At 68.2% G+C, this 26,062-nt stretch carries 21 protein-coding genes and 1 riboswitch; of the genes, 13 read left to right on the forward strand and 8 right to left on the reverse strand.

Translation table 11 applies throughout. The annotated features are described in order from the left end of the window. Positions 1 to 22 precede the first annotated feature (22 nt). Complete coding sequence (locus E2F49_RS14070) at positions 23 to 754, reverse strand: hypothetical protein (RefSeq protein WP_133394464.1); 732 nt, start codon at positions 752 to 754, stop codon at positions 23 to 25. Positions 755 to 832: 78 nt separating this feature from the next. Further along, complete coding sequence (locus tag E2F49_RS14075) at positions 833 to 2,389, reverse strand: M91 family zinc metallopeptidase (protein ID WP_133394465.1); 1,557 nt, start codon at positions 2,387 to 2,389, stop codon at positions 833 to 835. A 196-nt stretch (positions 2,390 to 2,585) separates the two neighbouring features. Between E2F49_RS14075 and ppa the strand changes: the two genes are divergently transcribed. Further along, positions 2,586 to 3,116, forward strand: coding sequence for an inorganic diphosphatase (ppa, locus tag E2F49_RS14080; RefSeq protein WP_133394466.1), 531 nt, complete (start codon positions 2,586 to 2,588; stop codon positions 3,114 to 3,116). 84 nt (positions 3,117 to 3,200) lie between these two features. Continuing rightward, positions 3,201 to 4,355 (forward strand): HDOD domain-containing protein, encoded by a 1,155-nt coding sequence (locus tag E2F49_RS14085; RefSeq protein ID WP_133394467.1) that lies wholly within the window; start codon positions 3,201 to 3,203, stop codon positions 4,353 to 4,355. A gap of 274 nt (positions 4,356 to 4,629) precedes the next feature. Here the strand turns inward: E2F49_RS14085 and E2F49_RS14090 are convergent, their stop codons facing one another. The 3 genes from E2F49_RS14090 to E2F49_RS14100 form a co-directional block, all read right to left on the reverse strand. Further along, complete coding sequence (locus E2F49_RS14090) at positions 4,630 to 7,503, reverse strand: TonB-dependent receptor plug domain-containing protein (protein WP_243713614.1); 2,874 nt, start codon at positions 7,501 to 7,503, stop codon at positions 4,630 to 4,632. A 165-nt stretch (positions 7,504 to 7,668) separates the two neighbouring features. Then, positions 7,669 to 8,526, reverse strand: a complete 858-nt coding sequence (locus E2F49_RS14095; RefSeq protein ID WP_133394468.1) for a helix-turn-helix domain-containing protein — start codon at positions 8,524 to 8,526, stop codon at positions 7,669 to 7,671. A 111-nt stretch (positions 8,527 to 8,637) separates the two neighbouring features. After that, positions 8,638 to 10,947, reverse strand: a complete 2,310-nt coding sequence (locus tag E2F49_RS14100) for a winged helix-turn-helix domain-containing protein (RefSeq protein WP_341777529.1) — start codon at positions 10,945 to 10,947, stop codon at positions 8,638 to 8,640. A 285-nt stretch (positions 10,948 to 11,232) separates the two neighbouring features. Between E2F49_RS14100 and E2F49_RS14105 the strand changes: the two genes are divergently transcribed. Further along, the gene (locus tag E2F49_RS14105) at positions 11,233 to 11,895 is read left to right on the forward strand and encodes an RNase A-like domain-containing protein (RefSeq protein WP_133394469.1); all 663 of its coding nucleotides are present in this window, start codon (positions 11,233 to 11,235) and stop codon (positions 11,893 to 11,895) included. A 16-nt stretch (positions 11,896 to 11,911) separates the two neighbouring features. After that, a complete protein-coding gene (locus tag E2F49_RS14110) occupies positions 11,912 to 12,211 on the forward strand; it encodes a contact-dependent growth inhibition system immunity protein (RefSeq protein WP_133394470.1) in 300 nt (99 codons plus the stop codon). 63 nt (positions 12,212 to 12,274) lie between these two features. On the opposite strand, the gene E2F49_RS14115 is transcribed toward E2F49_RS14110, so the two are convergent. Together E2F49_RS14115 and thiC are read right to left on the reverse strand one after the other, a co-directional pair. After that, positions 12,275 to 12,871, reverse strand: a complete 597-nt coding sequence (locus tag E2F49_RS14115) for a DUF4136 domain-containing protein (protein ID WP_133394471.1) — start codon at positions 12,869 to 12,871, stop codon at positions 12,275 to 12,277. Between the two features lie 122 nt (positions 12,872 to 12,993). After that, a complete protein-coding gene (thiC, locus tag E2F49_RS14120) occupies positions 12,994 to 14,871 on the reverse strand; it encodes a phosphomethylpyrimidine synthase ThiC (RefSeq protein WP_133394472.1) in 1,878 nt (625 codons plus the stop codon). Between the two features lie 89 nt (positions 14,872 to 14,960). Next, positions 14,961 to 15,055: riboswitch (TPP riboswitch) on the reverse strand. Positions 15,056 to 15,153: 98 nt separating this feature from the next. Between thiC and E2F49_RS16455 the strand changes: the two genes are divergently transcribed. The 4 genes from E2F49_RS16455 (at position 15,154) to thrC (ending at position 20,169) form a co-directional block, all read left to right on the forward strand. Then, on the forward strand, positions 15,154 to 15,306 hold the full coding sequence (locus E2F49_RS16455) for a hypothetical protein (RefSeq protein WP_165971246.1): 153 nt from the start codon (positions 15,154 to 15,156) through the stop codon (positions 15,304 to 15,306). 86 nt (positions 15,307 to 15,392) lie between these two features. Then, positions 15,393 to 17,912, forward strand: coding sequence for a bifunctional aspartate kinase/homoserine dehydrogenase I (gene thrA, locus E2F49_RS14125; protein WP_133394473.1), 2,520 nt, complete (start codon positions 15,393 to 15,395; stop codon positions 17,910 to 17,912). Continuing rightward, positions 17,909 to 18,874, forward strand: a complete 966-nt coding sequence (locus E2F49_RS14130) for a homoserine kinase (protein ID WP_133394474.1) — start codon at positions 17,909 to 17,911, stop codon at positions 18,872 to 18,874. The genes thrA and E2F49_RS14130 overlap by 4 nt, the downstream gene beginning before the upstream one ends. Next, the gene (thrC, locus tag E2F49_RS14135) at positions 18,871 to 20,169 is read left to right on the forward strand and encodes a threonine synthase (protein WP_133394475.1); all 1,299 of its coding nucleotides are present in this window, start codon (positions 18,871 to 18,873) and stop codon (positions 20,167 to 20,169) included. Before E2F49_RS14130 ends, thrC begins: the two co-directional genes overlap by 4 nt. Before the next feature lie 65 nt (positions 20,170 to 20,234). Here the strand turns inward: thrC and E2F49_RS14140 are convergent, their stop codons facing one another. Continuing rightward, entirely contained in the window at positions 20,235 to 20,588 is a 354-nt protein-coding gene (locus tag E2F49_RS14140; RefSeq protein ID WP_133394476.1) for a BON domain-containing protein, read from the reverse strand. 113 nt (positions 20,589 to 20,701) lie between these two features. Here E2F49_RS14140 and E2F49_RS14145 point away from each other — a divergent pair, with 113 nt between their 5' ends. The 5 genes from E2F49_RS14145 (at position 20,702) to E2F49_RS14165 (ending at position 26,060) form a co-directional block, all read left to right on the forward strand. Next, positions 20,702 to 21,793 carry a DNA topoisomerase IB gene (locus E2F49_RS14145; RefSeq protein WP_133394477.1) on the forward strand — a complete coding sequence of 364 codons (1,092 nt, stop codon included), beginning with the start codon at positions 20,702 to 20,704 and terminating at the stop codon, positions 21,791 to 21,793. 350 nt (positions 21,794 to 22,143) lie between these two features. Beyond that, on the forward strand, positions 22,144 to 23,151 hold the full coding sequence (ilvC, locus tag E2F49_RS14150) for a ketol-acid reductoisomerase (RefSeq protein WP_133394478.1): 1,008 nt from the start codon (positions 22,144 to 22,146) through the stop codon (positions 23,149 to 23,151). Then, positions 23,151 to 24,920 carry an acetolactate synthase 2 catalytic subunit gene (ilvG, locus tag E2F49_RS14155; RefSeq protein WP_133394479.1) on the forward strand — a complete coding sequence of 590 codons (1,770 nt, stop codon included), beginning with the start codon at positions 23,151 to 23,153 and terminating at the stop codon, positions 24,918 to 24,920. Before ilvC ends, ilvG begins: the two co-directional genes overlap by 1 nt. Further along, entirely contained in the window at positions 24,904 to 25,140 is a 237-nt protein-coding gene (locus tag E2F49_RS14160; protein ID WP_133394480.1) for an ACT domain-containing protein, read from the forward strand. Before ilvG ends, E2F49_RS14160 begins: the two co-directional genes overlap by 17 nt. After that, the gene (locus E2F49_RS14165) at positions 25,131 to 26,060 is read left to right on the forward strand and encodes an aminotransferase class IV (RefSeq protein ID WP_133394481.1); all 930 of its coding nucleotides are present in this window, start codon (positions 25,131 to 25,133) and stop codon (positions 26,058 to 26,060) included. The genes E2F49_RS14160 and E2F49_RS14165 overlap by 10 nt, the downstream gene beginning before the upstream one ends. Positions 26,061 to 26,062 lie beyond the last annotated feature (2 nt).

A 26,062-nucleotide genomic window follows, 5' to 3' on the forward strand; every position in this document is an offset into this window, starting at 1 on the left:
GCGGATGGGTAGAGCGACCGCGCTACCTTTCGAACGTGCCGCGCGCCATGTCGAACCAGGGCGTGCACAGCACCTGCTGATCGTCGGCGTAACCGAAATCGGCCTGCCAGACCTCGACCGCGCCGGTGGCGTCCGGAGACGACAGCCGCGCATCGTCCGCGACCGCGACGCCGATGCACCACTGCACCTGTGCCGGTGCATCCAGCCAGTTCGCGAACGCGAACGATGCATCGACCTGTTCGCCCGGGTGGACGCGGCGTGCGAGCGGCGTTGGCGGAACGGTCGGTGTGGGGGTCGGCAGCGCACGCGCGACATGCGACAGGACTGCGCGATCACCATCGCGCGTCTCCAGTCTCGGCACGCCGACATCGCCCGTCTTCTGTCGCCGCGTGAGCACCGCGTGCCGGTCGCCACGGTCGAAGACCACCAGGGCCTGCGTGCCCGTGTTGCGGAGCCGGTAGTCGACGCGCAGCGCCGCGCCTTCACGCACGAAGATCGCCTCGAGGACAACGCCGTCGGCTTCGACATGGGCGCGGGCGGAATCGGTGGGCGGCATGGCAGACCTCTCGGGCGTTCCGGATGTGTGACTGGACAGCGCGGGCGCCGGCGCCAGCGCGCCGACGAGGCAGGACATCGCGATGGTGAGGCGCCATGCAGCATGTACCTGTGGACGTGAGCGTGGCGCCCGCACCGTGGACGCGGGCGCTTTGGGAATCATGGGAAAGACACCTCGCGTGCTGGTTGCAGCCTGCACCGCGCGATCGTCAGCGTGCCGGTGCAAAGCAGAAAGGGCGACGCGTCATGCGCCGCCCTTCCAGACGTGACGGTTCGATCAGAGCGCGTAGCTCGGGCGATCCGGCATGCCCAGTTCGCGGCGGATGCCGTTCTCGGTCAGATGGATCGGGTTGTGGGTGATCGCACCGGTGCCGTCGAAGTCATACGGCGTGGCGCTGGTCTCCAGTCCCACGGCCTGTCGTTCGGCATTGGGCACCTGGCCACTGTCCGGACCCGTGCCGCGATAGATGCCCTGCAGGAAGGTACCGTTGACGCCGTTGTAGGCGTGCGACATCTCGTGGAACAGCACCACCGACGGCGCCGGGAACGCATCCATGTGGAACGACGGGTTGTAGCTGATGGTTACGTCGCCGCCGGCGCCCGGACGGCCGTTGACGATGTCGGCGTCGTTGCTGAAGGTCTGGGCGTAGCCGTTGTCCTCGTTCGACAGTTCCTGGATCGTCACGGTATTGCCCTTGGCCTCGGCCGCCTTGTCGAACTCGGCCAGCATCTGCTGCCCGTTCGGCGAGGACCTCAGGAAATCCAGTTCGGATTGCATGCGCTGCACGAAGGCATCGGAGCCCTGCACGCGAACGCCGCGGTCGCCCAGCGTGTTGTCGATCTCGACATTGACCACGGTCGGCTTGGCGCCGGTCGCGGCATTGATGAGGTCGCTGGCTTCCGAATAGACCGTGGTCTGCGCATGCGCGCCTTCGATCGTGTCGCTGCCGGCGCCGGCGTAGACGGTGGTGCGCCCCTCGCCGACGTTGACCACATCGTCGCCACCGCCGGCCGAGATGATGTCGAAGGTGCCGCCGCCGTGGATGACGTCGTCGCCGCGGCCACCGTCGATGTAGTTGGTGCCGCTGCCGGCATGGATGGTGTCACTGCCATCGCCGCCGTAGATCACGTTCTCGCCGCTGCCGCCGAAGATTTCGTTGGTGCCGCCCGTGGTGTGGATGTCGTTGCGGCCGCTGCCGGTGACGCGGATGGTGTCGTCGCCGTCGCCGCTGCTGATGCGGTTGTCGCCGTCGCCTTCCACGGTGATGTCGTTGTTGCCGTCGCCGGCGTCGACGATCACGTTGACCTTGACGTTGGGCGCGACCTGGATGGTGTCGTTGCCGGCCCCGGTGCGCAGCGTCAGCTCCTGGCCTTCGGCCAGATTGACCTCGTAGCTTTCGCCGTTGACGGTGACGTCGAGCGTGCCGTCGTCGCGCTGGCTCACGCCGACGTCGTCGTTGCCGCTGCCCGTGGTGAACACCACCTGGTCGCGGCTGATGTAGCCCTGCGCCTGGGTGCGCTCGCGGGTGACTTCGACTTGGCCGTCGCTGTGCAGCGGATCGCTGACGACCGGCTTGCCGTCGGGCGTGCTGGTCTGCGTGCGACCGCTCGAGTTGTTGCGGCCGCCGTCGATCGCGATCGCGCCGTTGGGCGCACGCTCCGGCGCGTCGGCCGAGACTTCCGGACCGTCGCCCAGCGCGCCGATGTCGGCATGGTCGTCGACTGCGCCCGGGCCGCCATGGTCATGGGTGTGCGGCGGCGCCAGCGGGTTTTCCCAGTAACCCTGGGTCGTCGCGGAATGGGCGGTCGGGGACAGCGAATCGAGCGTGGTCATCGGAATCGGGCCTGCAGGACGGAAGTCGGGTGTCCATGTGTACGCCTGCGTATGGACTCACCATACTGGGGCGTACCCTTGGTCCGGCGGGATCTTCGAAGTTGCGGCTGCAACCATTGCCGGCCGATCGCCGCTGCGCCGCAACATCGGATGCCCGTAAAATGGCGCTTCTATCGACCACTGGAAGCGCAACGCAATGGGCCTGGACTCCGTCCCCACCGGCAAGAACCCGCCGGACGAAATCAACGTCATCATCGAGATCCCCAAGGACGCCGAGCCGGTCAAGTACGAGGTGGACAAGGAAAGCGGCGCGATCTTCGTCGACCGCATCCTGTCCACGCCGATGCGCTACCCCTGCAACTACGGCTACGTGCCCAACACCGTCTGCGGTGACGGCGACCCGGCCGACGTGCTGGTGGTGCTGCCGCTGCCGCTGATCCCCGGCTCGGTGATCCGCTGCCGCCCGGTCGGCGTGCTGAAGATGACCGACGAGGCCGGCAGCGACGAGAAGATCCTCGCCGTGCCGGTGGAGAAGGTGTTCGGCGGCTACGCGCACGTCGACGACCTGGACAAGGTGTCGGCCCATTGGCTCGAGCGCATCGGCCACTTCTTCGAGCACTACAAGGATCTCGAGAAGGGCAAGTGGGTGAAGATCAGCGGCTGGGGCAACGCCGCCGAAGCGAAGGCGATCCTCAACGACGCCATCGCCGCCTACAAGGCCGGCTGAAACCCCGGGACGGCGGGTCACCCGCCGTTCCACTTTGCGACGCGCCGCCGGGTCTGCCGGCGGCGTGCTTGCTAGCATCGCCGGATGCCGACGCCACGGGGGTGGCGCGGTCTTTTCCGGGGATCTCCGTTCGTGCACATCCTGTTCGTGGGCGGCGACGACAGCCTGCCGTCCGATCTTCTCGCCCTGGTCGCCGACATGGACGACGGCTGGCACGTGGAACGCGCCGCCGACGGCACCGCCGCCATGGCCCGGCTCATCGATGCGCCGCAGGACGTCGTGGTGGTGGCGCCGCACCTGCCGGACATGGCGCCGGAATTGCTGCTCGAGCGTATCCGCGCGCTGCGCCCCGCGACCTCGCGCATCGCCGTCGCCACGGGCCACCCGTCGGTGCGGCTGCTCTCGCTCGCCCACCGCTTCCTGCCTGCACCGATCGACGAGGCCCAGCTGCTCGAAGCGATCGCCAGTCTCGACGAGCTGCGCGAACTGCTCGACGATCCGGCGCTGCGCGAGCGCATCGGACGCATCGAGAAACTGCCGTCTCCGCCGCAGACCTACCTCGCGCTCGTCCAGGCACTGGAATCGGACGACACCAGCGCCGCCGATATCGCACAGCTCGTCTCCGGCGATCCCGCGATCGCGGCGCGCGTGCTGCAGCTGAGCAATTCGGCCTACTTCTCGCTCGGACGCAGCATCACCGATCTGCGTTCGGCGGTGACGCGGCTGGGCCTGGTAACGATGCGCGACCTGGTGCTGGCCAGCGAAGTCTTCGCCTACGCCGCGCGCAGCGATCTCGACCGCCCCGCGATGCAGCAACGTGCGCTGATGGCTTCGCAGCTCGCGCGTCGCATGCTGCCCGAATCGAGTCTCGAGCTCGGTGCCACGGCCGCACTGCTGGCCGATATCGGCCTGTTGCTGCCGGGTATCCGCGACGAGCGTGTCCCCGATGATTCCCCCACCGATGACGCCGCCGGACATACCCGGGCCGGTGCCTATCTGCTGGGGCTGTGGGGCCTGCCGATGCCGATCATCGAGGCCGTCGCCTTCCAGCGCGACCCGCTCAAGGCCGGTACGCGCAGCTTCTGGATCACCGGCGCCGTCCACGTCGCGACGGCCCTCGCCGCCGAGCAGCCCGTGCACGAGGAATACCTGCAGCGCACTGGCGTGCTCGGCAAGCTCGATGGCTGGCGCGCGCATGCGGCGCAGCTGAGGGGCATGGGCGGTGCGCGCGCCTCCTGAGCACGCGCTGACGTGCCTTAAGCCGTGGAAGATGGGATCCCCGATACGGTGCATGGTCGCGCCGCTTTCCGTGGCCGATGGCGTAGTCGCGTCAGCAGCCTGACGGCGTGCGCTAACACGGGACGCTGGATGCCCGCCGTGCTGACCGTCTGCCGCGTGTGCCTGACGCTCGGCGTCGAGCCGCATTCCGGCCGCGAAGGCACGAGCGCGCTGCACCTACAAAAAGCTACGGCCCCTTTCGGGGCCGTAGCGATTCACACAGAACTTCGATGGATCAGAAGCGCTGCTGGTACTTCATGTAGGTGAAGCGACCGATGTCGAAGCCACCGTAGTACGAGAAGCCACTGTTGGGCTGCGTGTACAGCACCGGACCCACGCGGTCGAAGACGTTGTTGACGCCGACCGAGATCGTCGCGTTCCACGGCGCGCGCCAGCGGACCTGCACGTCGTTGAAGGTGTTTGAGCCCGTCTTGTTGATCGGGAACTCGTTGCCCTGGAAGTCGACGTAGTCCGGGTTGTTGCACATCGTGGAGAAGTAGCACTCCTCCTTGATGCTGGAAAAGTAGCGCGCGGTCCACGTCGCACCGAAGTCACCCAGATCCCAGTTGAGGCTTGCGACCGAACGCATGCGGAACGTGCTGCCGAAGCTGACCTGCGGCGACACGACCGTGTTTTCGGTGTTGTCCGACTTCACACCGAAATCGCTGTAGTAGGTCGTGGCCCAGTTGACCGCGAAGTTGCCGACACTGGTCTCGGGGAGCGCGTAATTGACCTCGAAGTCGTAGCCTTCCACTTCCCAGTAGCCGGCGTTGCGGCCGGTACGGGTCAGGGTGTTGACCACGCCGTTCTCGTCGCGCGTGAAGTAGCCGCACTGCGAGTCGATGCCGTAGATGTAGCAGTCGGCGAGGATGCCCGACGCAGTGAACGAGGTAACCACGTTGTCGATGCGCGTCTTCCACCAGTCAAGCGACACGCCCAGGCCCTGCACGAAGTTCGGGCTGTAGACGATGCCGAGCGAACGGCTGACCGAGGTTTCCGGGGTCAGATCGGGGTTCGAGCCACTCAGGAACGGCGTGCCGGTCTGGCCGGCGTAAGCCAGCGTGCCGCCCTGGCCGGTCTGCTGGAAGCCGACGTTGCCGTCTTCGTCGTCCGGATAGGTGAAGTTCGCATAGCCGGCGATGTCGGCGGCGCAACGGGCGTAGACCGCCGGGTTGTTGGCGGCCGAACCGCTGACCGTGTCACACGGATCGGCGTACCAGTCGAACGTCTGGCCGGTGCCACCGTAGAGGTCGGAGACCGCCGGCGCGCGGAAGCCCTCGGCCCACGTACCGCGGACGAGCACGTCGTCGATCGGACGCCAGCGGAAGCTCGCCTTGCTGTTGGTGGTGTCGCCGAACACGTCGTAGTCGGAGTAGCGGCTGGCGACGTTGAGCGCGAGCTCCTGCGCGCCCGGCACGTCGGCCAGCAGCGGGATGTCGAGCTCGATGTAGCCTTCATTGACGCTGTAGCCGCCCGAGGTTTCCTGCGCGGCCAGGTTGGTCGAATTGCCGGTCTGCGCGAACGCGTCGGGCGAGTAACGACCGTTGACGCGACGGTTCTCCAGACCTGCCGCGAACGCCAGGTCGCCGGCCGGCAGCGTCGCGATCGTGCCGCTGAGGTTGGCGAAGTAGTTGTGGGTCGTCGTCTCCGACGTCGCGTTCTCCATCAGGAAGAAGCGGCGCTGGATGTCCTCGTTCGACAGCGAGTTCGGGCCTTCGCTCAGCTGCGGCGCCCACGGGGTGCAGTCCGCCAGCGGGATCGGGTTGGCGGCCGAGCCGCACTGGACCACGCCGTCGCTGTTGAGGAACGACGGGCCGACGGCCTGAGCGACGGCGAGCTTGTTGAAATCGCCACGGCCACGGATCGTCGCGTCGCCGCGCGTGAACAGATAACCAGCATCCCAGTCGAAGAACTTCTCGCCCACTTCGAACGAGCCTTCGAACACGCCGCTGAAGCGGTAGGTGTCGAGACGACGCTGCGTGGTGCGCGGCACTTCCCAGCCGCGACGGCGGAAGTCGAGCGCTTCACCGGTCGGGTTGAAGTAGCTGTCGGCACTGATCGGCGTCTGCACGTCGACAGCTGCGCTCTGGTACGGATAGCCCGCCACCTGCACGTCGGTTTCGCGGCGGTTGAAGCTGCCGTCGGCGCGGAAGCGCACATTGTCGGTCAGATCGAAATCGGCGCTGGTGTAGATCGAGGTGCGCTCCATGCCGGTGCGGACCATCATCTGCTCGGCGGCGTTGCTCGTGTCACCGTTGGCGCCACCGACCTGCGGACGATAGTCGTCCAGGTTAGTCGGATCGCCGCCGGGATTGAGCACCAGCCACTGGGCCGGGTTTGCGGGGTTGCGGATGTTGCCGACCTGACCGACCACGGTGTAGCTGTAAGCCGGCTGGCCCGGATAGGTGTCGATGGACCAGAAGCGGTCCTTCGCCCACACCGGCTCTTCCTTGTCGTACTGCGCGCCGAAGATGATCGAGCTGCGCTCGCCGGTCGAACCGATGGTGAAGTCGAACGACTGGGTCTGTCCGTCACCCTCGCCGTACTGACCGACATAGGCGTTCATTTCGGCACCGTCGAAGTTGCGACGGGTGATGACGTTGATGACGCCCGCAATCGCATCGGAGCCGTACAGCGAAGACGCGCCGTCCTTCAGGACTTCAATGCGCTCGACAGCGGAAGACGGGATCGTTGCCAGATCCTGCAGACCGTCGTTGTTCACGCCGAGGCGACGGCCGTTGAGCAGCACGAGGGTGCGCTCGGGACCGAGATTACGCAGGTCGACGTAGGTACCGCCGGGGCTTTCACCCGAACTCAGCGGCGAAGAACGGCTCAGTGCCGGGCTGCCGGTCGCGGCGATGTTCTGCAAGATGTCGCCGACGGACTGGAAGCCCTGGTTCTCGATCTCGGTGCGCGAGATCGTCTGGATCGGCTGCGCGTTCTCGACGTCAACCTTGCGGATGCGCGAGCCGGTGACCTGGATGCGGTCGAGTTCGGTGGTGCCGCTCGCGGAGCTTTCCTGCGCGAACGTGATCGCCGGCGCAACGGCGGCGAGGATCGCGGCCGGCAGCAGGCCCTTCCGCAATGCGGGGGTGCGAAGGTTCTTCAAAGTTCTCTCTCCAGAGGGTGTGCGTTACTGACGCGTTAAGACGCCAGTGGCACGTTACGTCTGGAACCACCCCGAAGGCCTTGCTTCCACCACTGTCTGGGTTTGCCGATTCTGCTGTTTTCGCGTAGCAGCCCTATTCAATACGACGCATGTCACACCGCAGTGTTAAGCCGACGCGTATACCTCGTTGGCTTTGCGGCGTGCAGCCGTGCGATATCGGCTCGCCGGCACGCCATGATGGTTCTTGAACGCACGCGCGAAGCTGCAGCAGTTGTCGAAACCGGTCGCCGCAGCAACCTCCCCGACCATCATCGAGGTCGTCTTGAGCAGGTGACCGGCCCGTTCGAGGCGCAGACGCACCGAAAGCGCCTGCGGACTCTCGTCGTACAAGGCATGGAACGCCTTGGAGAAGTACCAGCTCGAGAAACTGGTCAGATCTGCGAGCTCGCTGATGCGCACCACGCGGTCCGCGTTGCCTTCGAGGTACAGCTTCGCCCGTTGCATCCTGCCGAACACCTGACGCTTGCGACTGCGGGACCGGCCCGGGCAGCGGCGCACGCGCGCCGCGAGGTCGCGTTGGACGTGAGCGAGCTGCAGGAGCAGAGGACGCACCGAAAGCGCGTCGCCCGACGACTGCGCAGCTTCACGCCACAGGCGCAGCAGCATCCGCAGCTCGCGGGCTGGAAGGCGACCGCGACCGGCGTACAGGCTGCCGTCGCTCAATGCCTGGAGAGATTCCAACGCTGCCGAATCGAGCGCGATGCCGATGCACAGGCCGTGGGGCCCGCTCTGCACGAGTGGCGCGGATTCCTTTTCGAACGCCATCCAGTCGCCGCGGCGCATGCGGAAGCGCCCCTCTCGCGACTCGATCCAGCCGTCTCCACGGATCTGGACCCAAAGATTGAAGACCGGTGCGGAGACCTGGATGCCACCGAGGCGCGCCGAGCCCAAACACTGGGCCACGCCATCGAGCTTTTCGAATCCGAGCATCTGGCCGCGAGCGGCCCACAGACAGTTCGACATCCCACACCATGCATACGCTGAGGAACGACTGTTGTGCCGGCTTCCCCGAATGCTTACCCGATATCACACGTAGAGTTTGCCGAAATCGTCGCGAAACCTGATCCGAAGATTTTACGAAGTCTTTTTTCTCAGTGAGATCAACCACTTGGCGATACCTTCTTGCGCATGCGCTGCTTCCGGCAGCGGCATGAATCCGATGTCGCTGCCGTCTTCGGACGCCAACGAGATAAACCAGGCCCCGCCATAGGTCGAGAATCCGTTGGTCGTGCTGCGGGTGACCGGATCCACGCACTCCACGCCATCCGGCACGAGTGACCCCTCGACCTGACGGAAGCGGGACACTTGCGCCCAGCACGCGGGCGTCGCTTCCAGATAGGCGACGTCGCCATCCTCCGCCAGCGTCCAGCTCCGATAGCGCCAGCGGGACGGCAGTCGATCGCTCAATCTGACGACCGTGTCGGATGCGAGCGAGGGTGCCACGCTCCACAGGCCGTTCGAATCCAAGCGCGTGTACAGCAAGCGTCTTCTGGCCGGATCGAAGCGGACGTGCGAAACGCCCTCGATGCGCGGGCCAGAGGGGCCCGTGGTGCGGCCGTACGCGACCAGCGACAACGCGCTCGCGCCTTCCCGGTCCCCTTCGAGCACGTAAACCGCGTCATCTGGTCCGTAAAGTGCCTGCGCCGGATGCTTCCCGCGCAACGCGACAGGCTCGATACGCCCGGACGCAGGTTCCACTTCCAGAATCACAGGCGCGTTCTGCGCGTCCAGCGCCGTGACCAGCAGGCGACGCCCGTCGGAAGACCACGTCGGCGACTGTCGCGTGTCGGGACGGACGCCTTCGATCGGTCGCAAGGACTCGAGCGAATCGAGGCGCGCCCACCACAGTTCGAAGCGGCCCGCGCGGTCGGAGGAGAATACGATCTGTGTCCCATCGGGCGACACCGTCGGCTGGGAGTCACGGCCCGAGGACGGAAACAGACGCTGCCACTCTCCGCTGCCGCCATCAATCCGGAACAGTCCGAACTGCGGGCGCCGGTGCACGAACGCCAGCATGCCCGTCCGCGCAGAGATGGACGGCGACTGCGCGTCTTCGATGCCGAGGTCGCTGACCGTTCCATCTGCAAGATCCGCGCGATACAGCCGCGACTCGCTGTCGACGCGCAGCCCGAACACCATCGAGGCCCCATCGGGCGCCCAACTCCAGCCGCGCATCTCGGCGCCCAGCCGCGTGATCTGCTCCGGCACCCCGCCTTCGATCGGCACGCGCCACAGATCGCCCATCTGGGGATTGCGGATGAATCCGATCCAGCGACCGTCGGGCGACACCTGCGGGGCGAAGTCGATGTCACCGGGGGCGCCCGCATAGTCGAGGTTGCGCCAGCGCCCACCGACCGGATCGAGAATCCGAAGGCGCGTCGACACGTCGGCGCCGGTCATGGTCCCGAACAACAGACCGCTCCCATCGGGCAGCCAGTCGAAACTGAGCAGATCGCTGCCGTCGCATCGCGCGATCTCGCGCTCGTCCCCGACGCCCGTCGACGCGACCAGCAACACACGGCATGCGCCGCCGGCTTCCCAGCGCGCGAATGCGATCTCCCGCCCGTCCGGGGCCCATGCGGGCAGATCGTCCCGCGAACCATCGGGTGGACGTGACAACTGGCGCGGGACCGCGCTTGAGGTGGTCTGCACGAAGATCGCGGACTGCCGCGTTGCATCTCCGGTGCCGGTGGAGGCATACGCGACCATCGAGGCGTCCGGCGACAGGGACGGCGACAGTTCGAAGCCCGCAGCGCTGGTGATCAGCCGGTAGGGGCGGCTGACGGGCGAGGGACCAGGACTGCCCGCGACGGTGTCATCCGGCAACCGGCCGGCCTCGTACGCGGTCCACAGGCCCAGCACGGCGATGCCGACCAGCATCAGCACCGCGCCTGCAAGCCACCAGCGACGCGCCGGGGCAGCAGGCGGCGGCGGAACCGAAAGGGCGGTCCCGGCGGGCACCGCCACAAACGCGGGGTCGGTCGTGGTGACGACCGCAGGCACCGTACGCCCTTCGAACGCCAGCACTTCGACGGCCACCGTCAACCGGTAACCGCCCTTGGCGATGGTTTCGATGTAGGCCTTGCCCCCCTCCGAACCGCTCGCGCCGGCACCGAAGGCCTTGCGCAGCTGCGTGATCGCCTGGGTCAGGACATCGTCGGTAGGCAACGTGTCGGGCCAGACCTCCGCCAGAAGCTCGTTGCGGCCGACAACCTCCCCCGGCACGCGCGCGAGCGCCCGCAGCACGCCGATCGCCTTCGGCGTGACGCGCCGGGCGGAACGGGCTTCGGGCATTCGGATCTCGCGCGTGGCGAGATCGACGACACCTTCGCCGACGCGGAGACGCGCGGGCGTCGGCGCGCCGGAGGACATCGATCCGGACATCACATTCCCAACGAACAAGCCACCAAGAGTAGTCAACACAGCCTGAATGACGCGCAGACTGCGGCCAGATTGCGCAAAGCGCGCGTGGCACAGGTCATGGGTGCCGCTCGGGTCAGCCCCAGCTGTGCACGGCGCATGTAGCTTCTATCGTCCAGCGCTCCGATGACAGCCTATGGGGCGCGAATGGACGCAACACTTGCAGGCACCGCATTCATGCCCACCGGATCCGCAGAACTGCAGGGGTCGGGCTCAGAGAGCGCTGTCTGCGCAGCCCTCGCGGAGACTGTGGATGCGCACGTACACGCACGGCTGGACACCGGTGACATCGAAGGCTTTCTCGCCGAGACCGGCGCGGCGATCACGCTCGCCGAGCGCAGCCCGGTGTTCGCCGAGGAACTGGCTCCGGCGCTGGGCGACATCCGCGACGCGCTCTCGAACCTGCCCGCGCAGTCGCTGTCGCGTGTCGAGCGCGACGCGGTCGAGGCGACCGTCGAGCGGATCGATGCCTGGCTCGGCCGCGTCGAATCCCCTGAAGGACCGGACGGTCCCGAAGGCGCCACGGAAGTGCCCGGTGGCGGACTGGAGGCGCACGAGGACGTCGGCGGACATCTGATCGAGCGCCACGTCGGCAAGAGCGAGCAGTGGCTGCTCGACCGGGTGAGCCGCGAGAACATCAGCGCGGCATCGAGCTTCCGCGATCTGCCGCAGGCCGAGCAGTTCGTCTCGGCGACCATCGCCGATCATCAGGAGCGCGTCGACGCCTGGGTCGACGGCAGCGGCGGCAACCGTCTGGTGATCGACACGACCTTCGACGCGAGCACCGGCATTTCGGTCACCCGCGGCGACACCAGCGCGGTCGACGTCTTCTCCGTGCGGCTGGTGCTGGAGCGTTCGAGCCAGCTCGACATCGGCTATAGAATCGTGACCGGCTATCCCAACAAGCCCTGACGAGTGCGTGCCGCCGATGAGTGCCTATCCCTCGCTCGAGAATTTCTTCGCCGCCTACTTCCACCAGGACTGGGCCGCCGAGCACGACACGCCTGAAGCGGTGGTCGCGTATTTCCGCGACGGCGAATCGCCCGAACATGTGTCGCGCACGCGTGCCGAGGCCGAGGCGCTGCTCGGCGAGCCGCTCGACGAGGCCGCGCTGGGCGCACGCATCGCCGCGCTCGGCAGCGAGTACGACCCCACGCGCGACGGGGCCACCTGGCGCGGCTGGCTGCAGCGCCTGGCGCAGGATCTGGGCGAAGCGCGCGCGTCCTGAGCGCGCGGAAAAAAAACGGGCCCTGCGGCCCGTTTCCTTCAATCAACTCCGGCGGAGCGTCGATCACATCGCCGGTGCGCGTGCGCCGGCCTGGTGCGGATAGTTGGCGAAGATCTCGGCGATCGTCGAATTGATCCGCTGAGCGCGCTGGTCCGGACGGTTGTTGCCGACGCGGCCCACCGCAATGCCTTCCCACACCAGACGCTTGGCGCGGGCGTCGACCAGATCGACGTTCATCGTGCCTTCGGTGTAGCGGTACACGCTGGTGCGCTCGTTCCAGTACGGCACCGCGAAATATCCACGGGCGCGATAGCTGTAGTAGTACGCGTAGTCAACCGTCGGGTAGCTGCTGACATCGGTGCGACGCTCCATGTAGGCGTTGATGTTCACCCACAGGTCCGGGTTCGATTCGCTGTAGCGGTAGCCGCGGCGCTCCATTTCGGCGCGGACGGCCGCTTTTGCGATTTCGCTGGTCTGGGTCTCGTAGCCTTCCTTCTCGATCGCGAGCGGCGAATAGAAAGACCACGTGCGATAGGCCGAGAAGTCCGCGCGCGGATCGGCTTCGGTGGTAATGCGGGGGCCGGTGGCGCAACCGGCGAGCAGCGCGAGGCCGCACAGCGCCACGAGCCAGGCGGCGACGCGGGACGTCGAGGTCTTCATATCGGGTCTCCCTGTAATGGGCGGATCGTGACGCGCTGTCCCGATACCGCTACTGAATGTACGCCGGCCTGCGTCGAACGGATGCGACGGCCGGATGAACGGTTCACCCGGCCGCCAGCCACTCATTCCGGCCGATAGACCTCGCTGCCCTGCGCGCGGAATTGCGCGGACTTTTCGGCCATTCCGGCCGCCAGCGCATCGGACGTTTCCAGCCCCTGCTCGGCCGCGTACTCCCGCACGTCCTGGGTGATCTTCATCGAACAGAAGTGCGGACCGCACATCGAACAGAAGTGGGCCGCCTTGTGCGCGTCCTTGGGCAGGGTCTCGTCGTGGAAGGACTCGGCCTTCTCGGGATCGAGTCCGAGATTGAACTGGTCCTGCCAGCGGAACTCGAAGCGCGCCTTGCTCAGGGCGTTGTCGCGCACCTGCGCGCCGGGGTGGCCCTTAGCAAGATCGGCGGCATGCGCGGCGATCTTGTAGGCCATGATCCCGTCGCGCACGTCCTCGCGGTTCGGCAGCCCCAAGTGTTCCTTCGGGGTCACGTAGCAGAGCATCGCCGTGCCGTACCAGCCGATCATCGCCGCGCCGATCGCGCTGGTGATGTGGTCGTAGCCCGGCGCGATGTCGGTGGTCAGCGGCCCCAGCGTGTAGAACGGCGCCTCGCCGCACTCGCGCAGCTGCTTGTCCATGTTCTCCTTGATCAGCTGCATCGGCACGTGGCCGGGGCCTTCGATCATGGTCTGCACGTCGTGCTTCCACGCGATCTTGGTCAGCTCGCCCAGCGTTTCCAGCTCGCCGAATTGCGCGGCATCGTTGGCGTCGGCGATGCAGCCCGGCCGCAAACCGTCGCCCAGCGAGAACGTCACGTCGTAGGCCTTCATGATCTCGCAGATGTCTTCGAAATGCGTGTAGAGGAAGTTCTCCTTGTGGTGCGCCAGGCACCACTTGGCCATGATCGAACCGCCGCGCGAGACGATGCCGGTCACACGTCTGGCGGTCAGCGGCACGTAGCGCAGCAGCACGCCGGCGTGGATGGTGAAGTAGTCCACACCCTGCTCAGCCTGTTCGATCAGCGTGTCGCGGAAGATCTCCCAGGTCAGCGCTTCGGCGCGACCGTCCACTTTCTCCAGCGCCTGGTAGATCGGCACCGTGCCGATCGGCACCGGCGCATTGCGCACGATCCATTCGCGGGTTTCGTGGATGTGCTTGCCGGTCGACAGGTCCATGACCGTGTCGCCGCCCCAGCGGATCGCCCAGACCAGCTTCTCCACTTCCTCGGCGATGCCCGAACTCACCGCGCTGTTGCCGATGTTGGCGTTGATCTTGGTCAGGAAGTTGCGACCGATGATCATCGGCTCGCTCTCGGGGTGGTTGATGTTGTTGGGCAGCACCGCGCGGCCGCGGGCGATCTCGTCGCGCACGAACTCCGGCGTGATCGCCTGCTGGATGCTCGCGCCGAACGCCTCGCCCGGGTGCTGCGCGCGCAGGTGCGCGTCGCGCACGAGATCGAGCCGCTGGTTCTCGCGGATCGCCACGTACTCCATCTCCGGGGTCACGATGCCGCGGCGTGCGTAGTGCATCTGGGTCACGTTGGCGCCCGCCTGCGCGCGGCGCGGCAGCACGCGCGAGGGAAAGCGCACGTGCGCGAGCTTCGGGTCGTGCTCGCGCGCGCGACCGAACTCGGAGCTCAAGCCGGTCAGCACTTCGGTGTCGCCACGCGCCTCGATCCAGCGCGCACGGATTGCCGCGAGGCCCGCGGACAGATCGATGGACACATCGGGATCGGTATAAGGACCGGACGGGTCGTAGACCGTCACCGGCGGATTGTCCTCGCCGCCGAACAGCGTCGGCGTGCGGGTCTGCGCGATCTCGCGCATTGCCACCCGGATGTCGGGCTGCGAGCCGGTCACGTGGATCTTGCGCGAGCCGGGAATCGGCCGCGTCACGGTTTCGGACAACTGGTCGGTCTGCTGCTGCAGCGTGGAAGGCACGGCGTTCATGGCATTCGTCCTGAAAATGAGCGGACGAAGCGGCGGCGCCGGGCACGCGCAGCGACCGGCCGCACGCACATGCGGAAGGACGGATCTGCAGCGGGTCCTGCGAAGCTTCCCTACGCCGGTATCAGCCGGATCAGGTTCGAAGGGACTGTCTCAACCGGCGACGCCGGTACCCCCGCTTCGGCGCGGATTAGAACACGGGGGCGCCGCACGCCCAAGGCCACGACCCGATCGTTACCGCGAAAACCGTTGACACCCTTTGCGACGGCGTGATTCCCTGCGGAAATGACGCACCGCACCAACCGCCGCCTGCACGCCGCCATCGCCCGCCCGGCGAGCGCGGCCCCGCGCGCGGGCGCTGCGTCCATCACCACGATCGTCACCATTACCGGCACCGGTACCACCGGCCACGGGATGTGGACGCGCGCCGCCAGTTGATCTGACCGCCCGCTCCGCATCCCGACCCGGGATGCGGACGCCACGTCCCGCCCGCCGGCTGCGGAGCTCCACCCAGGAGTCTCCCGATGTCCGCTGTCGCCCCACTCGATCCGCCCGCCTTCGCGCGTGCCCCGCAACGCGCCTGCCACGTACACAAGTTCGGCGGCAGCAGCCTCGCCGACGCGGCGCACATCGCCCGGCTCGCTGCGCTGGTTGCCACCGACGCACGGCTGCGCCCAGTCGTGGTCTCGGCGATGGCCGGCACCACCAACGCGCTGGTCGCCCTGGGCGACGCCGCATGCGCAGGCGAGGACTGGAAGCCGGGCTGGGCCGCGCTGCGTACGCGACATCTCGAAACGGCCGACGCGTTCGAATCCGATACGGGCGGCGCATTGCACATCGCGCTGGAAGCGGATCTCGGCGTGCTCGCCCGCGATCTGCAGACACTGGAGGCGCATGCGGATGCGCGGGACGACGACGCGACACTCGCGCGCATCCACGGCTGCGGCGAGCAGCTGTCCTCGCGGCTGGCGCAAGCCGCGCTCGGCCCGGAGTGGCACCGGCTCGACGCGCGCGAGGTGCTGGTCGTCCACGCCGCCGAGATGGGCGCCGTCGTCGACTGGGATGCGAGCCGGGCGAAACTCGCCGCCTGGCGTCTGGCGCACGGCGCGCGCGATGTGGTGATCACCGGCTTCGTCGCCCGCGATGCCGACGGCCGCGACACCACGCTGGGCCGCAACGGCAGCGACTACTCGGCGGCGATCTTCGCCAACCTGTTCGACGCCGACGCGCTGACGATCTGGACCGACGTCGACGGCGTGCTGTCGGCCGATCCGCGCCTCGTCCCCGACGCCGTGTGCCTCGACGCGATGTCGTATGCGGAAGCCTGCGAACTCGCCTACTTCGGCGCCAAGGTGCTGCACCCGCAGACGCTGGCGCCGGTGCAGTCGCGCGGGGTGCCGGTGCGCATCCGCAACAGCCGCAATCCCGCCGCGCCGGGCACGCTGATCGCGCCCGAGGCCGCGCCGGCCGCATCGCCGGTCAAGGGCCTGAGCCTGGTGCGCGATGTCGCCGTGCTCGAACTCGTGGGCAACGGCCTGGTCGGCGTGCCCGGCATGGCGGAGCGCCTGTTCGCCGCGCTGCACGGCGCCGGTGTCTCGGTGACGATGATCTCGCAGGGGTCGTCCGAGCACTCGATCTGCTGCGTTGTGCGCGCCGAACAGGCGCAGCGCGGACACGACGCGATCGTCGAGGCCTTCGCCGATGCGATCGCCGAAGGCCAGGCGCAGGGTGTCGCGATGACGGGCGATCTGTGCGTACTGGCCGCGGTCGGCGACGGCATGGTCGGCGCGCAAGGCGTCGCCGCGCGCCTGTTCGACGGCCTGGCGCAGGCGCATGTCAACATCCGCGCGATCGCGCAGGGCGCGAGCGAACGCAACATCTCGGTCGCGATCGCGCAGGACGACGCCACCCGCGCACTGCGTGCCGCACATGCCGCGTTCTGGCTGTCGCCGCAGACGGTGTCCGTCGGCGTGATCGGTCCCGGCAACGTGGGACGCGCACTGCTGGCGCAGCTGGGCGAGGTGATCCCGGCGCTGCGAGCGAGGGCCGGCGTCGACCTGCGCCTGCGCGCGCTCGCCAGCGGCCGGCGCATGCATCTGGCCGATGCGGCACTGGACCCGGCGACTGCAGGCACGCTGCTCGACGAAGCCGCCGCGGCGTGCGATCTCGACGCCTTCGCCGCGCACGTCCGCGGTGGCCACCTGCCGCACGCGATGATCGTCGACTGCAGCGCCAGCGACGCGGTCGCCGCGAAGTACGCCGACTGGCTCGCCGCCGGCATCCACGTGGTCACGCCGAACAAGCACGCCGGCAGCGGCGACTGGCAGCGCTACCTGCGCATCGCCGACGCGCGTGCGCAGGGCGCCAGCCGTTTCCTGTACGAGGCCACGGTCGGCGCCGGCCTGCCGGTCATCGTCACGCTGCGCAACCTGCTCGACACCGGCGACAGCCTGCATGCGATCGACGGCATGCTCTCGGGGACGCTGGCCTGGCTGTTCAACAGCTACGACGGCCGCCGTCCGTTTTCCGAGCTCGTCCGCGAGGCGCAGGCGCTGGGCTACACCGAACCGGATCCGCGCGACGACCTGTCGGGGCTGGATGTCGCCCGCAAGCTCGTGATCCTGGCCCGCGAGGCCGGACGCACGCTGTCGCTGGACGATGTGGCGATCGAAAGCCTGGTCCCCGAAGCACTGCGCGAGGTGCCGCTGGCGGTCTTCCTCGAGCGCCTTCGAGAGCTGGACGCGCCGATGCAGGCGCGGCTCGAGGCCGCTCGCGCCGACGGCTGCGGTCTGCGCCACATCGCCCATCTCGGCGCCGATGGTGAGGCGAGTGTTGGCGTGCGCGCGCTTCCCGCCGATCATGCGTGCATGCATACACGCCTGACCGACAATCTCGTCCAGTTCACCACCGCCCGCTACGCCGACAATCCGCTGGTCGTGCAGGGCCCTGGCGCCGGCCCGCAGGTCACCGCCGCCGGTGTGTTCGGCGACGTGCTGAGCATCGCGCACGCGCTCGGCGCCCGCACCGGCTGGCGCCACGCATGAGCAGCGCACCCGATTTCAGAGGCACGATTGCGCGCGCGTTCGCGCCTGCCAGCGTCGGCAACATCGGCGTCGGCTTCGACGTCCTGGGCCACGTCATCGACGGACCGCGCGATATCGCGCACGTCCGTCGGATCGACGCGCCGGAGGTCCGCATCGAATCGATCTTCGGCGATGTCGACGGCGCCGACCGGCTGCCTCTGAAGGCTGCCGACAACACCGCCGGACGCGCCCTGCAGTCCTTGCGCGAGGCGTTGTCGCTGCCGTTCGGTTTCGCGCTGACGCTGGAGAAGGGCATCCCGCTCGGCTCCGGACTCGGGGGCTCGGCCGCCTCCTGTGTCGCGGCGCTGGTTGCGGCCAACGCGCTGCTCGACGCGCCGCTGTCGCGCGAGGCGCTGTATCCGTTCGCGCTCGACGGTGAATCGGTCGCGTCCGGCGCACGCCACGGCGACAACGTCGCGCCGATGCTGCTGGGCGGCGTGACGCTGTCGACCGCCGACCGCGCACTCGCACTCGATGTGCCCGACTGGCTGCATGCGGTCGTCGTGCATCCGGCGCAGGTGCTGGAAACGCGCCGCTCGCGCGCGGTGCTGGCCGAGCCGTATGCGTTGCACGACGTGGTGGCACACAGCACGCACCTCGCGCTGTTCCTCACCGGCCTGCAGCGTGGTGATCGCGCGCTCATTCGCGAGGGCCTGCACGACGTGCTGGTCGAGCCGCGGCGTGCGAAGCTGATTCCCGGGTTCGACGCGGTCAAGGCCGCCGCGCTCGCCCACGACGCGCTCGGCGCCAGCATTTCCGGCGGCGGGCCCAGCGTATTCGCCTGGTTCGACTCGCGCGCGGCTGCCGACCGGGCCGCGCCTGCGATGCGCGCAGGCTTCACCGCCACGGGCATCGAGGCGCAGGCCTACGTGTCGCCGGTTGCGGGTCCGCGTGCCGACCTGCTCGACGGAGACGCGATATGAACTTCGTCAGCACCCGCGGAAAGGCGCCCGCGGTCGGCATCGACGCGGCACTCGTCGCCGGCCTTGCATCCGATGGCGGGCTGTACGTACCGGAATCGATTCCGAGGCTCGACCTGACAACACCGCGCCCCACGCTCGCGGCTACCGCGCAGGCCGTGCTCACGCCATGGTTCGCCGGGTCGCGCATCGCGGCGGAACTCGACGCACTCTGCGCGCACGCCTTCGCGTTCGAAGCGCCGTTGCGCCCGCTGTCGGGCACGGGCGACCACGTGCTGGAACTCTTCCACGGTCCCACGGCGGCGTTCAAGGATTACGCGGCGCGCTTCCTCGCCAGCGCACTCGGCGCGTTGCGCGATCCCGCCGCACCCGACACCACGATCCTCGTCGCCACGTCCGGCGATACCGGCGCGGCAGTCGCGTCCGCCTTCCATTGCCGGCCCGGATTTGCGGTCGTCATCCTGTACCCCGAGGACCGTGTCTCTCCGCGTCAGGCCCATGGGCTGGAATGCTGGGGCGACAACGTGCGTGCCTTCCGCGTGGACGGCAGCTTCGACGACTGCCAGCGCCTCGCCAAGCAGGCGCTGGCCGATCCCGATCTGCGCGCACGCGTCACGCTGGGCACCGCCAACAGCATCAGTCTGGGGCGTCTGCTGCCGCAGGCCGCGTACTACGCGCATGCCGCTGCGCACCACTTCGCGAACACCGGCGGCCTGCTGCACGTCATCGTGCCGACCGGCAACCTCGGCAATGCCAGTGCGGCATTCGTTGCGCGTGCGATGGGCGCGCCTCTCGGCGAGATCCGCCTCGCCTGCAACGCCAACGACACGCTGCCACGCTTCTTCGACGGCGGCGACTACGCCGCGCAGCCCACACGGGCGACGCTCGCCAACGCGATGGACGTCGGCGCACCGAGCAACTTCGAGCGCCTGCGCCACTGGCATGCCGATGACGCGGCGCTGCGCGCCGCCTTCGTCGCCGAGTCGGTCGACGACGCGACGATCCGCGCGACGATCGCGGCCGCGCCCGCGCGCCACGGCATCGTCGCCTGTCCGCACACCGCGACCGCTCTGCATCTGCTGGCGTCGCTGCGCGCGGCAGGCGACACGCGCGACTGGGCGGTGGTGGCGACCGCACATCCGGCGAAGTTTGACACCATCGTCGAGCCGCTGATCGGAGCGCCCGTGGCCGTGCCGCCGGCGCTGGCCGACTGCCTGTCGCGACCGGCACAAGGCGCGCCGTTGGACAACGATCGCGCGGCGCTCGCGCGCGTACTGCTCGGCGAAGCGTCCGGCTGATCGACGCCAACGAAAAAGGGCCTCCACGCGGGAGGCCCTTCGAATACTGCGGTAACGGCTAGCGGTCAGTTCGCCGGGCCGACCTTCAGCTGCGCGGTATCGACGCGTGTCACGCCCTCGATGTCTGTGGCGATCGCCTTGGCGCGATCGATCTGCGCCTGCGACTCCACATCGCCGGACAGGCTCACTGTGCCGTTGGTCGTCTCGACCTTGATGTCCAGGCCGGCAACGTCGCTCGATGCCAGCAGATCGGCCTTGACCTTGGTGGTGATCCACGTATCCGACACCGGCTGGTCGGATTCCGACTGCGCGGCGACGGTGCGCTCGGAGCGGTCCTGCATGTCCTGTGCGACGGCCGTGCCTGCGATGAGCATCGAGCCGGCGATCGCGGCGCCCAGAAGGGTGGTGTGCATCTTCATGGCGGTGTGTCCTTGCATTGGGTGTGACTGGAGTGTGCGAACGCATCCGTGCCTGCGAAGTGAAGCGATTCCTGTTCACGGACCACTGATGAGGCGCTTGTTATCAGCCGCTCATGAAATCCGCAGCCACGACCTCGCACGCCCTGCCCGCCGACCATCAGAACGTGCTCGCCGCGAAAGAAGCAGGGCTGCGCTGGGTCTGTGACGATCAGCCCGGTCTGAGTCGGCGACGCGTCGGCAAGGGCTTCAGCTATCGCGATGCGGATGGTCACGTTGTCCGCGACCGCGAGACGCTCGAGCGCGTGCGCAAGCTCGCGATTCCGCCTGCGTATCGCGACGTGTGGATCTGTGCGCGCGCGAACGGCCACCTGCAGGCAACCGGCCGCGATGCGCGCGGCCGCAAGCAGTATCGCTATCACCCCGAGTGGAGCGCAGTGCGTGGGCTGGGCAAGTTCGACCGCATCGTCGCATTCGCCGCAGCATTGCCGAAGCTGCGGCGCGCACTCGCGCGCGACCTGAAACTGCCGGGTCTGCAGCGCGATCGCGTCCTCGCCATCGTGGTGTCGCTGATGGCGCAGACCTTCGTGCGCGTGGGCAACGACAGCTATACCCGCAGCAACGGCTCCTTCGGCCTGACCACCTTGCGTAACCGGCACTTCGAGCTGATCCGTGGCGGTCGCGCGCGCCTGAAATTCCGTGGCAAGAGCGGACAGGAACAGGACATCGAACTCGACGATGCGAAACTCACCGCGCTGGTGCGCAAGGTGCAGCAGCTGCCGGGGCAGGCGCTGTTCCAGTACCTCGACGACGACGGCGAGCGTCACGGGATCGACTCGGGCATGGTCAACGAATATCTGCGCGACGCGATGGGCGGCACGTTCACTGCCAAGGATTTCCGCACCTGGGGTGGCACATTGATGGCGTTCCGACGCTTCGCCGCCATGCCCTTGCCCGAAGGCCGCAAAGGCGGCGCACCGACCGAACGCGCGCTCGCCAAGCAGGAGAAGATCGTCATCGCCGACGTCGCCGACGCGCTCGGCAACACGGTATCTGTGTGCCGGAAGGCCTACATCGATCCGGTGCTCTATCCCGCTTGGCGCGACGGCAGTCTGCAGCGTGCAGCCGCCACCGCGCGCGGAGCGCGGCAGTGGGAGATGGCCTGCCTGAAGCTGCTTCGGCGCGCGCATCGCAGCGTCCGCAAGTAGGACGCGGCGCCCGCGAATCGTTCGCCAAGTAACTGTTGACACGTCCTGCACGGCCGTGTTTTTCTCGACTCCATGACGCAGCGCAACAACCACCCGCAGACCGCCATCGCCGCACGCCTCCAGGCGCGCGACGAGCGCCTGCCGGTCGCGCTCACCTCGGCCATTCTCCTTCTCGTACTCCTTATTACCGTCCTACCAGGCGCGGGAATGGGGTTCGTGTAGGAAATACGAAACCCACGGTCGAAAGAACCGAAAACCCCGCGCCGAGAGGCGCGGGGTTTTTGTTTGGCCGGTCGAAAAGCCTCGCCGCATCCCCGCCTCCTTCCACCCGCAATCGGACATCACTTCCCATGAGCAATGCCACACCCTCCATCGCGATCGTCGGCTACGGCAGTCAGGGCCGCGCGCACGCGCTGAACCTGCGCGATTCCGGCTTCCAGGTCGTCGTCGGCCTGCGTCCCGGCGGCCCGACCGAACGACAAGCCAAGGCCGACGGCTTCACCGTCAGGACGCCTGCCGATGCGGTCGCCGACGCCGATCTGGTGGCCGTGCTGACGCCCGACATGGTGCAGAAGCAGCTCTACGCCGACGTGCTGGCGCCGCACATGAAACAGGGCGCCTGCCTGCTGTTCGCGCACGGCCTCAACGTGCACTTCGACATGATCGCCCCGCGCGCCGATCTGGATGTGGTGCTGGTGGCGCCCAAGGGCCCGGGCGCGCTGGTGCGCCGCGAATACGAAATCGGTCGCGGCGTGCCCTGCATCTACGCGGTGCATCAGGACCCCACCGGCAACGCCGAGCAGCTGGCGCTGACCTATGCCGCGGGCCTGGGCGGTGCGCGCGCCAACATCATCAGGACGACGTTCAAGGAAGAAACCGAGACCGACCTGTTCGGCGAGCAGGCGGTGCTGTGCGGCGGCGCGTCGTCGCTGGTGCAGGCCGGCTTCGAGACGCTGGTCGAGGCCGGCTACCAGCCCGAGATCGCGTACTACGAGGTGCTGCACGAGCTGAAGCTGATCGTCGACCTGTTCTACGAGGGCGGCATCACCCGCATGCTCGAGTTCGTGTCCGAGACCGCGCAATACGGCGATTTCGTCAGCGGGCCGCGGGTCATCGACGCCTCGGTCAAGGCCCGCATGAAGGACGTGCTGACCGACATCCAGAACGGCACGTTCACCCGCAACTGGCAGGCCGAATACGACGCCGGCCTGCCGAACTACCGGAAGTTCCAGCAGGCCGACAAGGACCACCCGATCGAGCACGTCGGCAAGCAGCTGCGCGCGAAGATGACCTGGCTGGGTGAGCAGACCGGGGCGCAGGCCGGCGCGCCGGCGCAACCGCAGAGCGAGGCCGCCTGATGAACGGCGCCCGCTGGCTGGTGCAGGCCCTGGAAGCCGAGGGGGTCGAGACGATCTTCGGTTACCCGGGCGGCGCGATCATGCCGTTCTACGACGCGCTGCACGGCGCGTCGCTGAAGCACGTGCTGGTCCGCCACGAACAGGGCGCGGCCTTCGCCGCGAACGGGTTCGCACGGGCCAGCGGGCGCACCGGCGTATGCGTCGCGACTTCGGGTCCCGGCGCATCGAATCTGATCACCGGCATCGCCGATGCGATGCTGGACTCGGTGCCGATGGTCGTCATCACCGGTCAGGTGGCGACGCCGCTGATGGGCACCGATGCATTCCAGGAACTGGACGTGTTCGGCATGACCCTGCCGATCGTCAAGCACAGCTTCCTGCTGCGCAGCGTCGACGAGCTGCCCAATGTCGTCGCCGAAGCCTTCCGCATCGCGCGTTCGGGCCGTCCGGGCCCGGTGCTGATCGACCTGCCCAAGGACGTGCAGATCGGCGATGCCACGCACCTGGGCGCGCATGTGCCCTCGCAGGCCGACGCCATGCCGGCCTGCGCCGACCATGCACTGCATGAAGCGGCGGCGCTGATCTCGCAAGCCGAACGCCCGGTGGTCTACGGCGGTGGCGGCATCATCCTGGGCGATGCGCTGGAGGCGTTCCGCGAGTTCGCCGACCTGACGCAAATCCCGACCGTGCTGACGCTGCGCGGTCTGGGCGCATTGCCGCCGTCGCATCCGGCGAACCTGGGCATGCTGGGCATGCACGGCACCCGCGCAGCGAATCTGGCGGTGCAGGAATCGGATCTGCTGATCGTCGTCGGTGCGCGCTTCGACGACCGCGCGACCGGCAAGCTGGCCGAGTTCGCGCCGCATGCGCGCATCGTGCATCTGGACGGCGACGGCTGCGAGATCGGTAAGCTGCGCGACACCGATGTGTCGGTCTGCGGCGATGTCGCCACCAGCCTGTCGCGCCTGGCCGCGCCGTGTGCGGCGCAGATGCAGGGGCGTCATGCGGTCGCGCGCAGCGCGTGGCGCGAGCTGTGCGCGCAGCGGCGCGAGACATTCGCCGCGCGCTACGACGCACCCGGCGACAAGGTCTTCGCGCCGGCACTGCTGAAGCGCATGAGCGAACTGGCGCCCGATGCGGTCGTGGCCTGCGACGTCGGCCAGCACCAGATGTGGGTCGCGCAGCACTGGCGTTTCGACCATCCGCGCAAGCACCTGACCAGCGGCGCGCTGGGCGCGATGGGCTTCGGCCTGCCGGCTGCGATCGGCGCGCAGATGGAAGATCCGTTGCGACGCGTGGTCTGCGTCAGCGGCGACGGCTCCTTCATGATGAACGTGCAGGAGCTGGCGACGCTGAAGCGCTACCGCGTGCCGGTCAAGATCATCCTGCTCGACAACTCGGCGCTGGGCATGGTGCGCCAGTGGCAGGAGCTGTTCTTCGAGCGCCGTTATTCCGAGATCGACCTGTCCGACAACCCGGACTTCGCCGAAGTGGCACGCGCCTTCGGCATCCAGGCGCTGTCGGTCGACAAGGCCGCCGATGTCGATGCCGCACTGGCTGCGCTGCTGGCCGCCGACGGCCCGGCGCTGCTGCACGTCGCCATCGACACCGCCGCCAACGTCTGGCCGCTGGTGCCGCCCAACCACAACAACGCGCAGATGCTCGATGCCGACGAGGTCACCTCGCTCGACGTCGGCGCACCGGCCGTGCCCGCTGCCGGACCCGTTACCACTGTCCCCAAGGAATCGAGCCATGCGTTACCAGTGTGAGATGACCCTGCGCCGCGCCGAAGGTGCGCTGGTGCGCGTGCTGGGCACGACCGAACGCCGCGGCTTCCGCCCGGTCGCGTTCGAGGGGGACGCGCGCGAGGACGGCGATCGCTGGAGCCTGCGCATGACCGTCGAAGGCGACCGCGCCGCCAGCGCGCTGCAGGGCCAGCTGGCCAAGCTCTACGACTGCCTGTCGGTGGAGGTCTCGCCGTGTCGTTGAACGTCGCCGCCGAAGCCGCGCCGGTTGCGGCGCCGTCGGTCGCCGAGACGCTGTCGTCGACCCGACCGCAGGTCTGGTTCGATGGCGCCCTGCACGACATCGACAGTCTGCAGGCCGGCCTGACCACGCATGCGATGCACTACGGCAGCGGCGTGTTCGAAGGCATCCGCAGCTATGCGACCGCCGGTGGCGCCGCCGTGTTCCGTCTGCCCGAGCACATCGAGCGCATGCGCCAGGGCGCAGCGCTGCTGGGCATGGCCTTCGATCCCGCGGTCGCGACCGGTGCGGTGCTGGCGACGCTGCGCGCCAACGGCCATCGTGATGCCTACATCCGTCCGCTGGCGTGGTTCGGCGAAGGCAGCTTCGGCCTCGACGTCGAAGGCCATGCCGAGCATCTGATGGTCGCGACCACCGCGACCCAGGTGCACCTGGGCGGCACGCGCGCGCGGCTGGGCATCAGCAGGTGGCGGCGCAATTCCGCCGACTCGCTGCCGCCGCTGAAGCTGTGCGGCGCCTACGTGAACTCGATCCTGGCCAAGCGCGAGAGCAAGTCGCGTGGCTTCGACGAAGCATTGTTCACCGATGCCGACGGCTTCGTCGTCGAGTGCACCGGCGCCAACGTCTTCATCGTCAAGGATGGCAGCGTGACCGCCGTGCAGCACCGCGACGCGCTGCCGGGGGTGACCCGCGACACGTTGATCCAGCTGAGCGGCGCGGACTCGCGCGCGGTCACCGTCGAGGAGCTGTACGACGCTGACGAGGTGTTCGCCTGCGGCACCGCGGCCGAAGTCGCCCCGGTGCACGGCGTCGAGGACCGCAGTTATGGCGATAACCCGGTCACCCGCGAACTGGCCGCGCTGTATGCGCGCGTCGTGCGCGGCGAGGCCGAAGCCGCGCGCAGCTGGCTGACGGCGGTCTGAGC

Source organism: Luteimonas terrae (assembly GCF_004358165.1).
In the GTDB taxonomy this organism is placed as follows: Bacteria; Pseudomonadota; Gammaproteobacteria; order Xanthomonadales; family Xanthomonadaceae; genus Luteimonas; species Luteimonas terrae.

Coding starts and splice junctions, on each gene's coding strand:
- E2F49_RS14075 (WP_133394465.1), bottom strand. CDS start 2,389: ATGACCACGCTCGATTCGCTGTCCCCGACCGCCCATTCCGCGACGACC.
- ppa (WP_133394466.1), top strand. CDS start 2,586: ATGGGCCTGGACTCCGTCCCCACCGGCAAGAACCCGCCGGACGAAATC.
- E2F49_RS14085 (WP_133394467.1), top strand. CDS start 3,201: ATGCCGACGCCACGGGGGTGGCGCGGTCTTTTCCGGGGATCTCCGTTC.
- E2F49_RS14095 (WP_133394468.1), bottom strand. CDS start 8,526: ATGTCGAACTGTCTGTGGGCCGCTCGCGGCCAGATGCTCGGATTCGAA.
- E2F49_RS14100 (WP_341777529.1), bottom strand. CDS start 10,947: ATGTCCGGATCGATGTCCTCCGGCGCGCCGACGCCCGCGCGTCTCCGC.
- E2F49_RS14110 (WP_133394470.1), top strand. CDS start 11,912: ATGAGTGCCTATCCCTCGCTCGAGAATTTCTTCGCCGCCTACTTCCAC.
- E2F49_RS14115 (WP_133394471.1), bottom strand. CDS start 12,871: ATGAAGACCTCGACGTCCCGCGTCGCCGCCTGGCTCGTGGCGCTGTGC.
- thiC (WP_133394472.1), bottom strand. CDS start 14,871: ATGAACGCCGTGCCTTCCACGCTGCAGCAGCAGACCGACCAGTTGTCC.
- E2F49_RS16455 (WP_165971246.1), top strand. CDS start 15,154: ATGACGCACCGCACCAACCGCCGCCTGCACGCCGCCATCGCCCGCCCG.
- thrA (WP_133394473.1), top strand. CDS start 15,393: ATGTCCGCTGTCGCCCCACTCGATCCGCCCGCCTTCGCGCGTGCCCCG.
- E2F49_RS14130 (WP_133394474.1), top strand. CDS start 17,909: ATGAGCAGCGCACCCGATTTCAGAGGCACGATTGCGCGCGCGTTCGCG.
- thrC (WP_133394475.1), top strand. CDS start 18,871: ATGAACTTCGTCAGCACCCGCGGAAAGGCGCCCGCGGTCGGCATCGAC.
- E2F49_RS14140 (WP_133394476.1), bottom strand. CDS start 20,588: ATGAAGATGCACACCACCCTTCTGGGCGCCGCGATCGCCGGCTCGATG.
- E2F49_RS14145 (WP_133394477.1), top strand. CDS start 20,702: ATGAAATCCGCAGCCACGACCTCGCACGCCCTGCCCGCCGACCATCAG.
- ilvC (WP_133394478.1), top strand. CDS start 22,144: ATGAGCAATGCCACACCCTCCATCGCGATCGTCGGCTACGGCAGTCAG.
- ilvG (WP_133394479.1), top strand. CDS start 23,151: ATGAACGGCGCCCGCTGGCTGGTGCAGGCCCTGGAAGCCGAGGGGGTC.
- E2F49_RS14160 (WP_133394480.1), top strand. CDS start 24,904: ATGCGTTACCAGTGTGAGATGACCCTGCGCCGCGCCGAAGGTGCGCTG.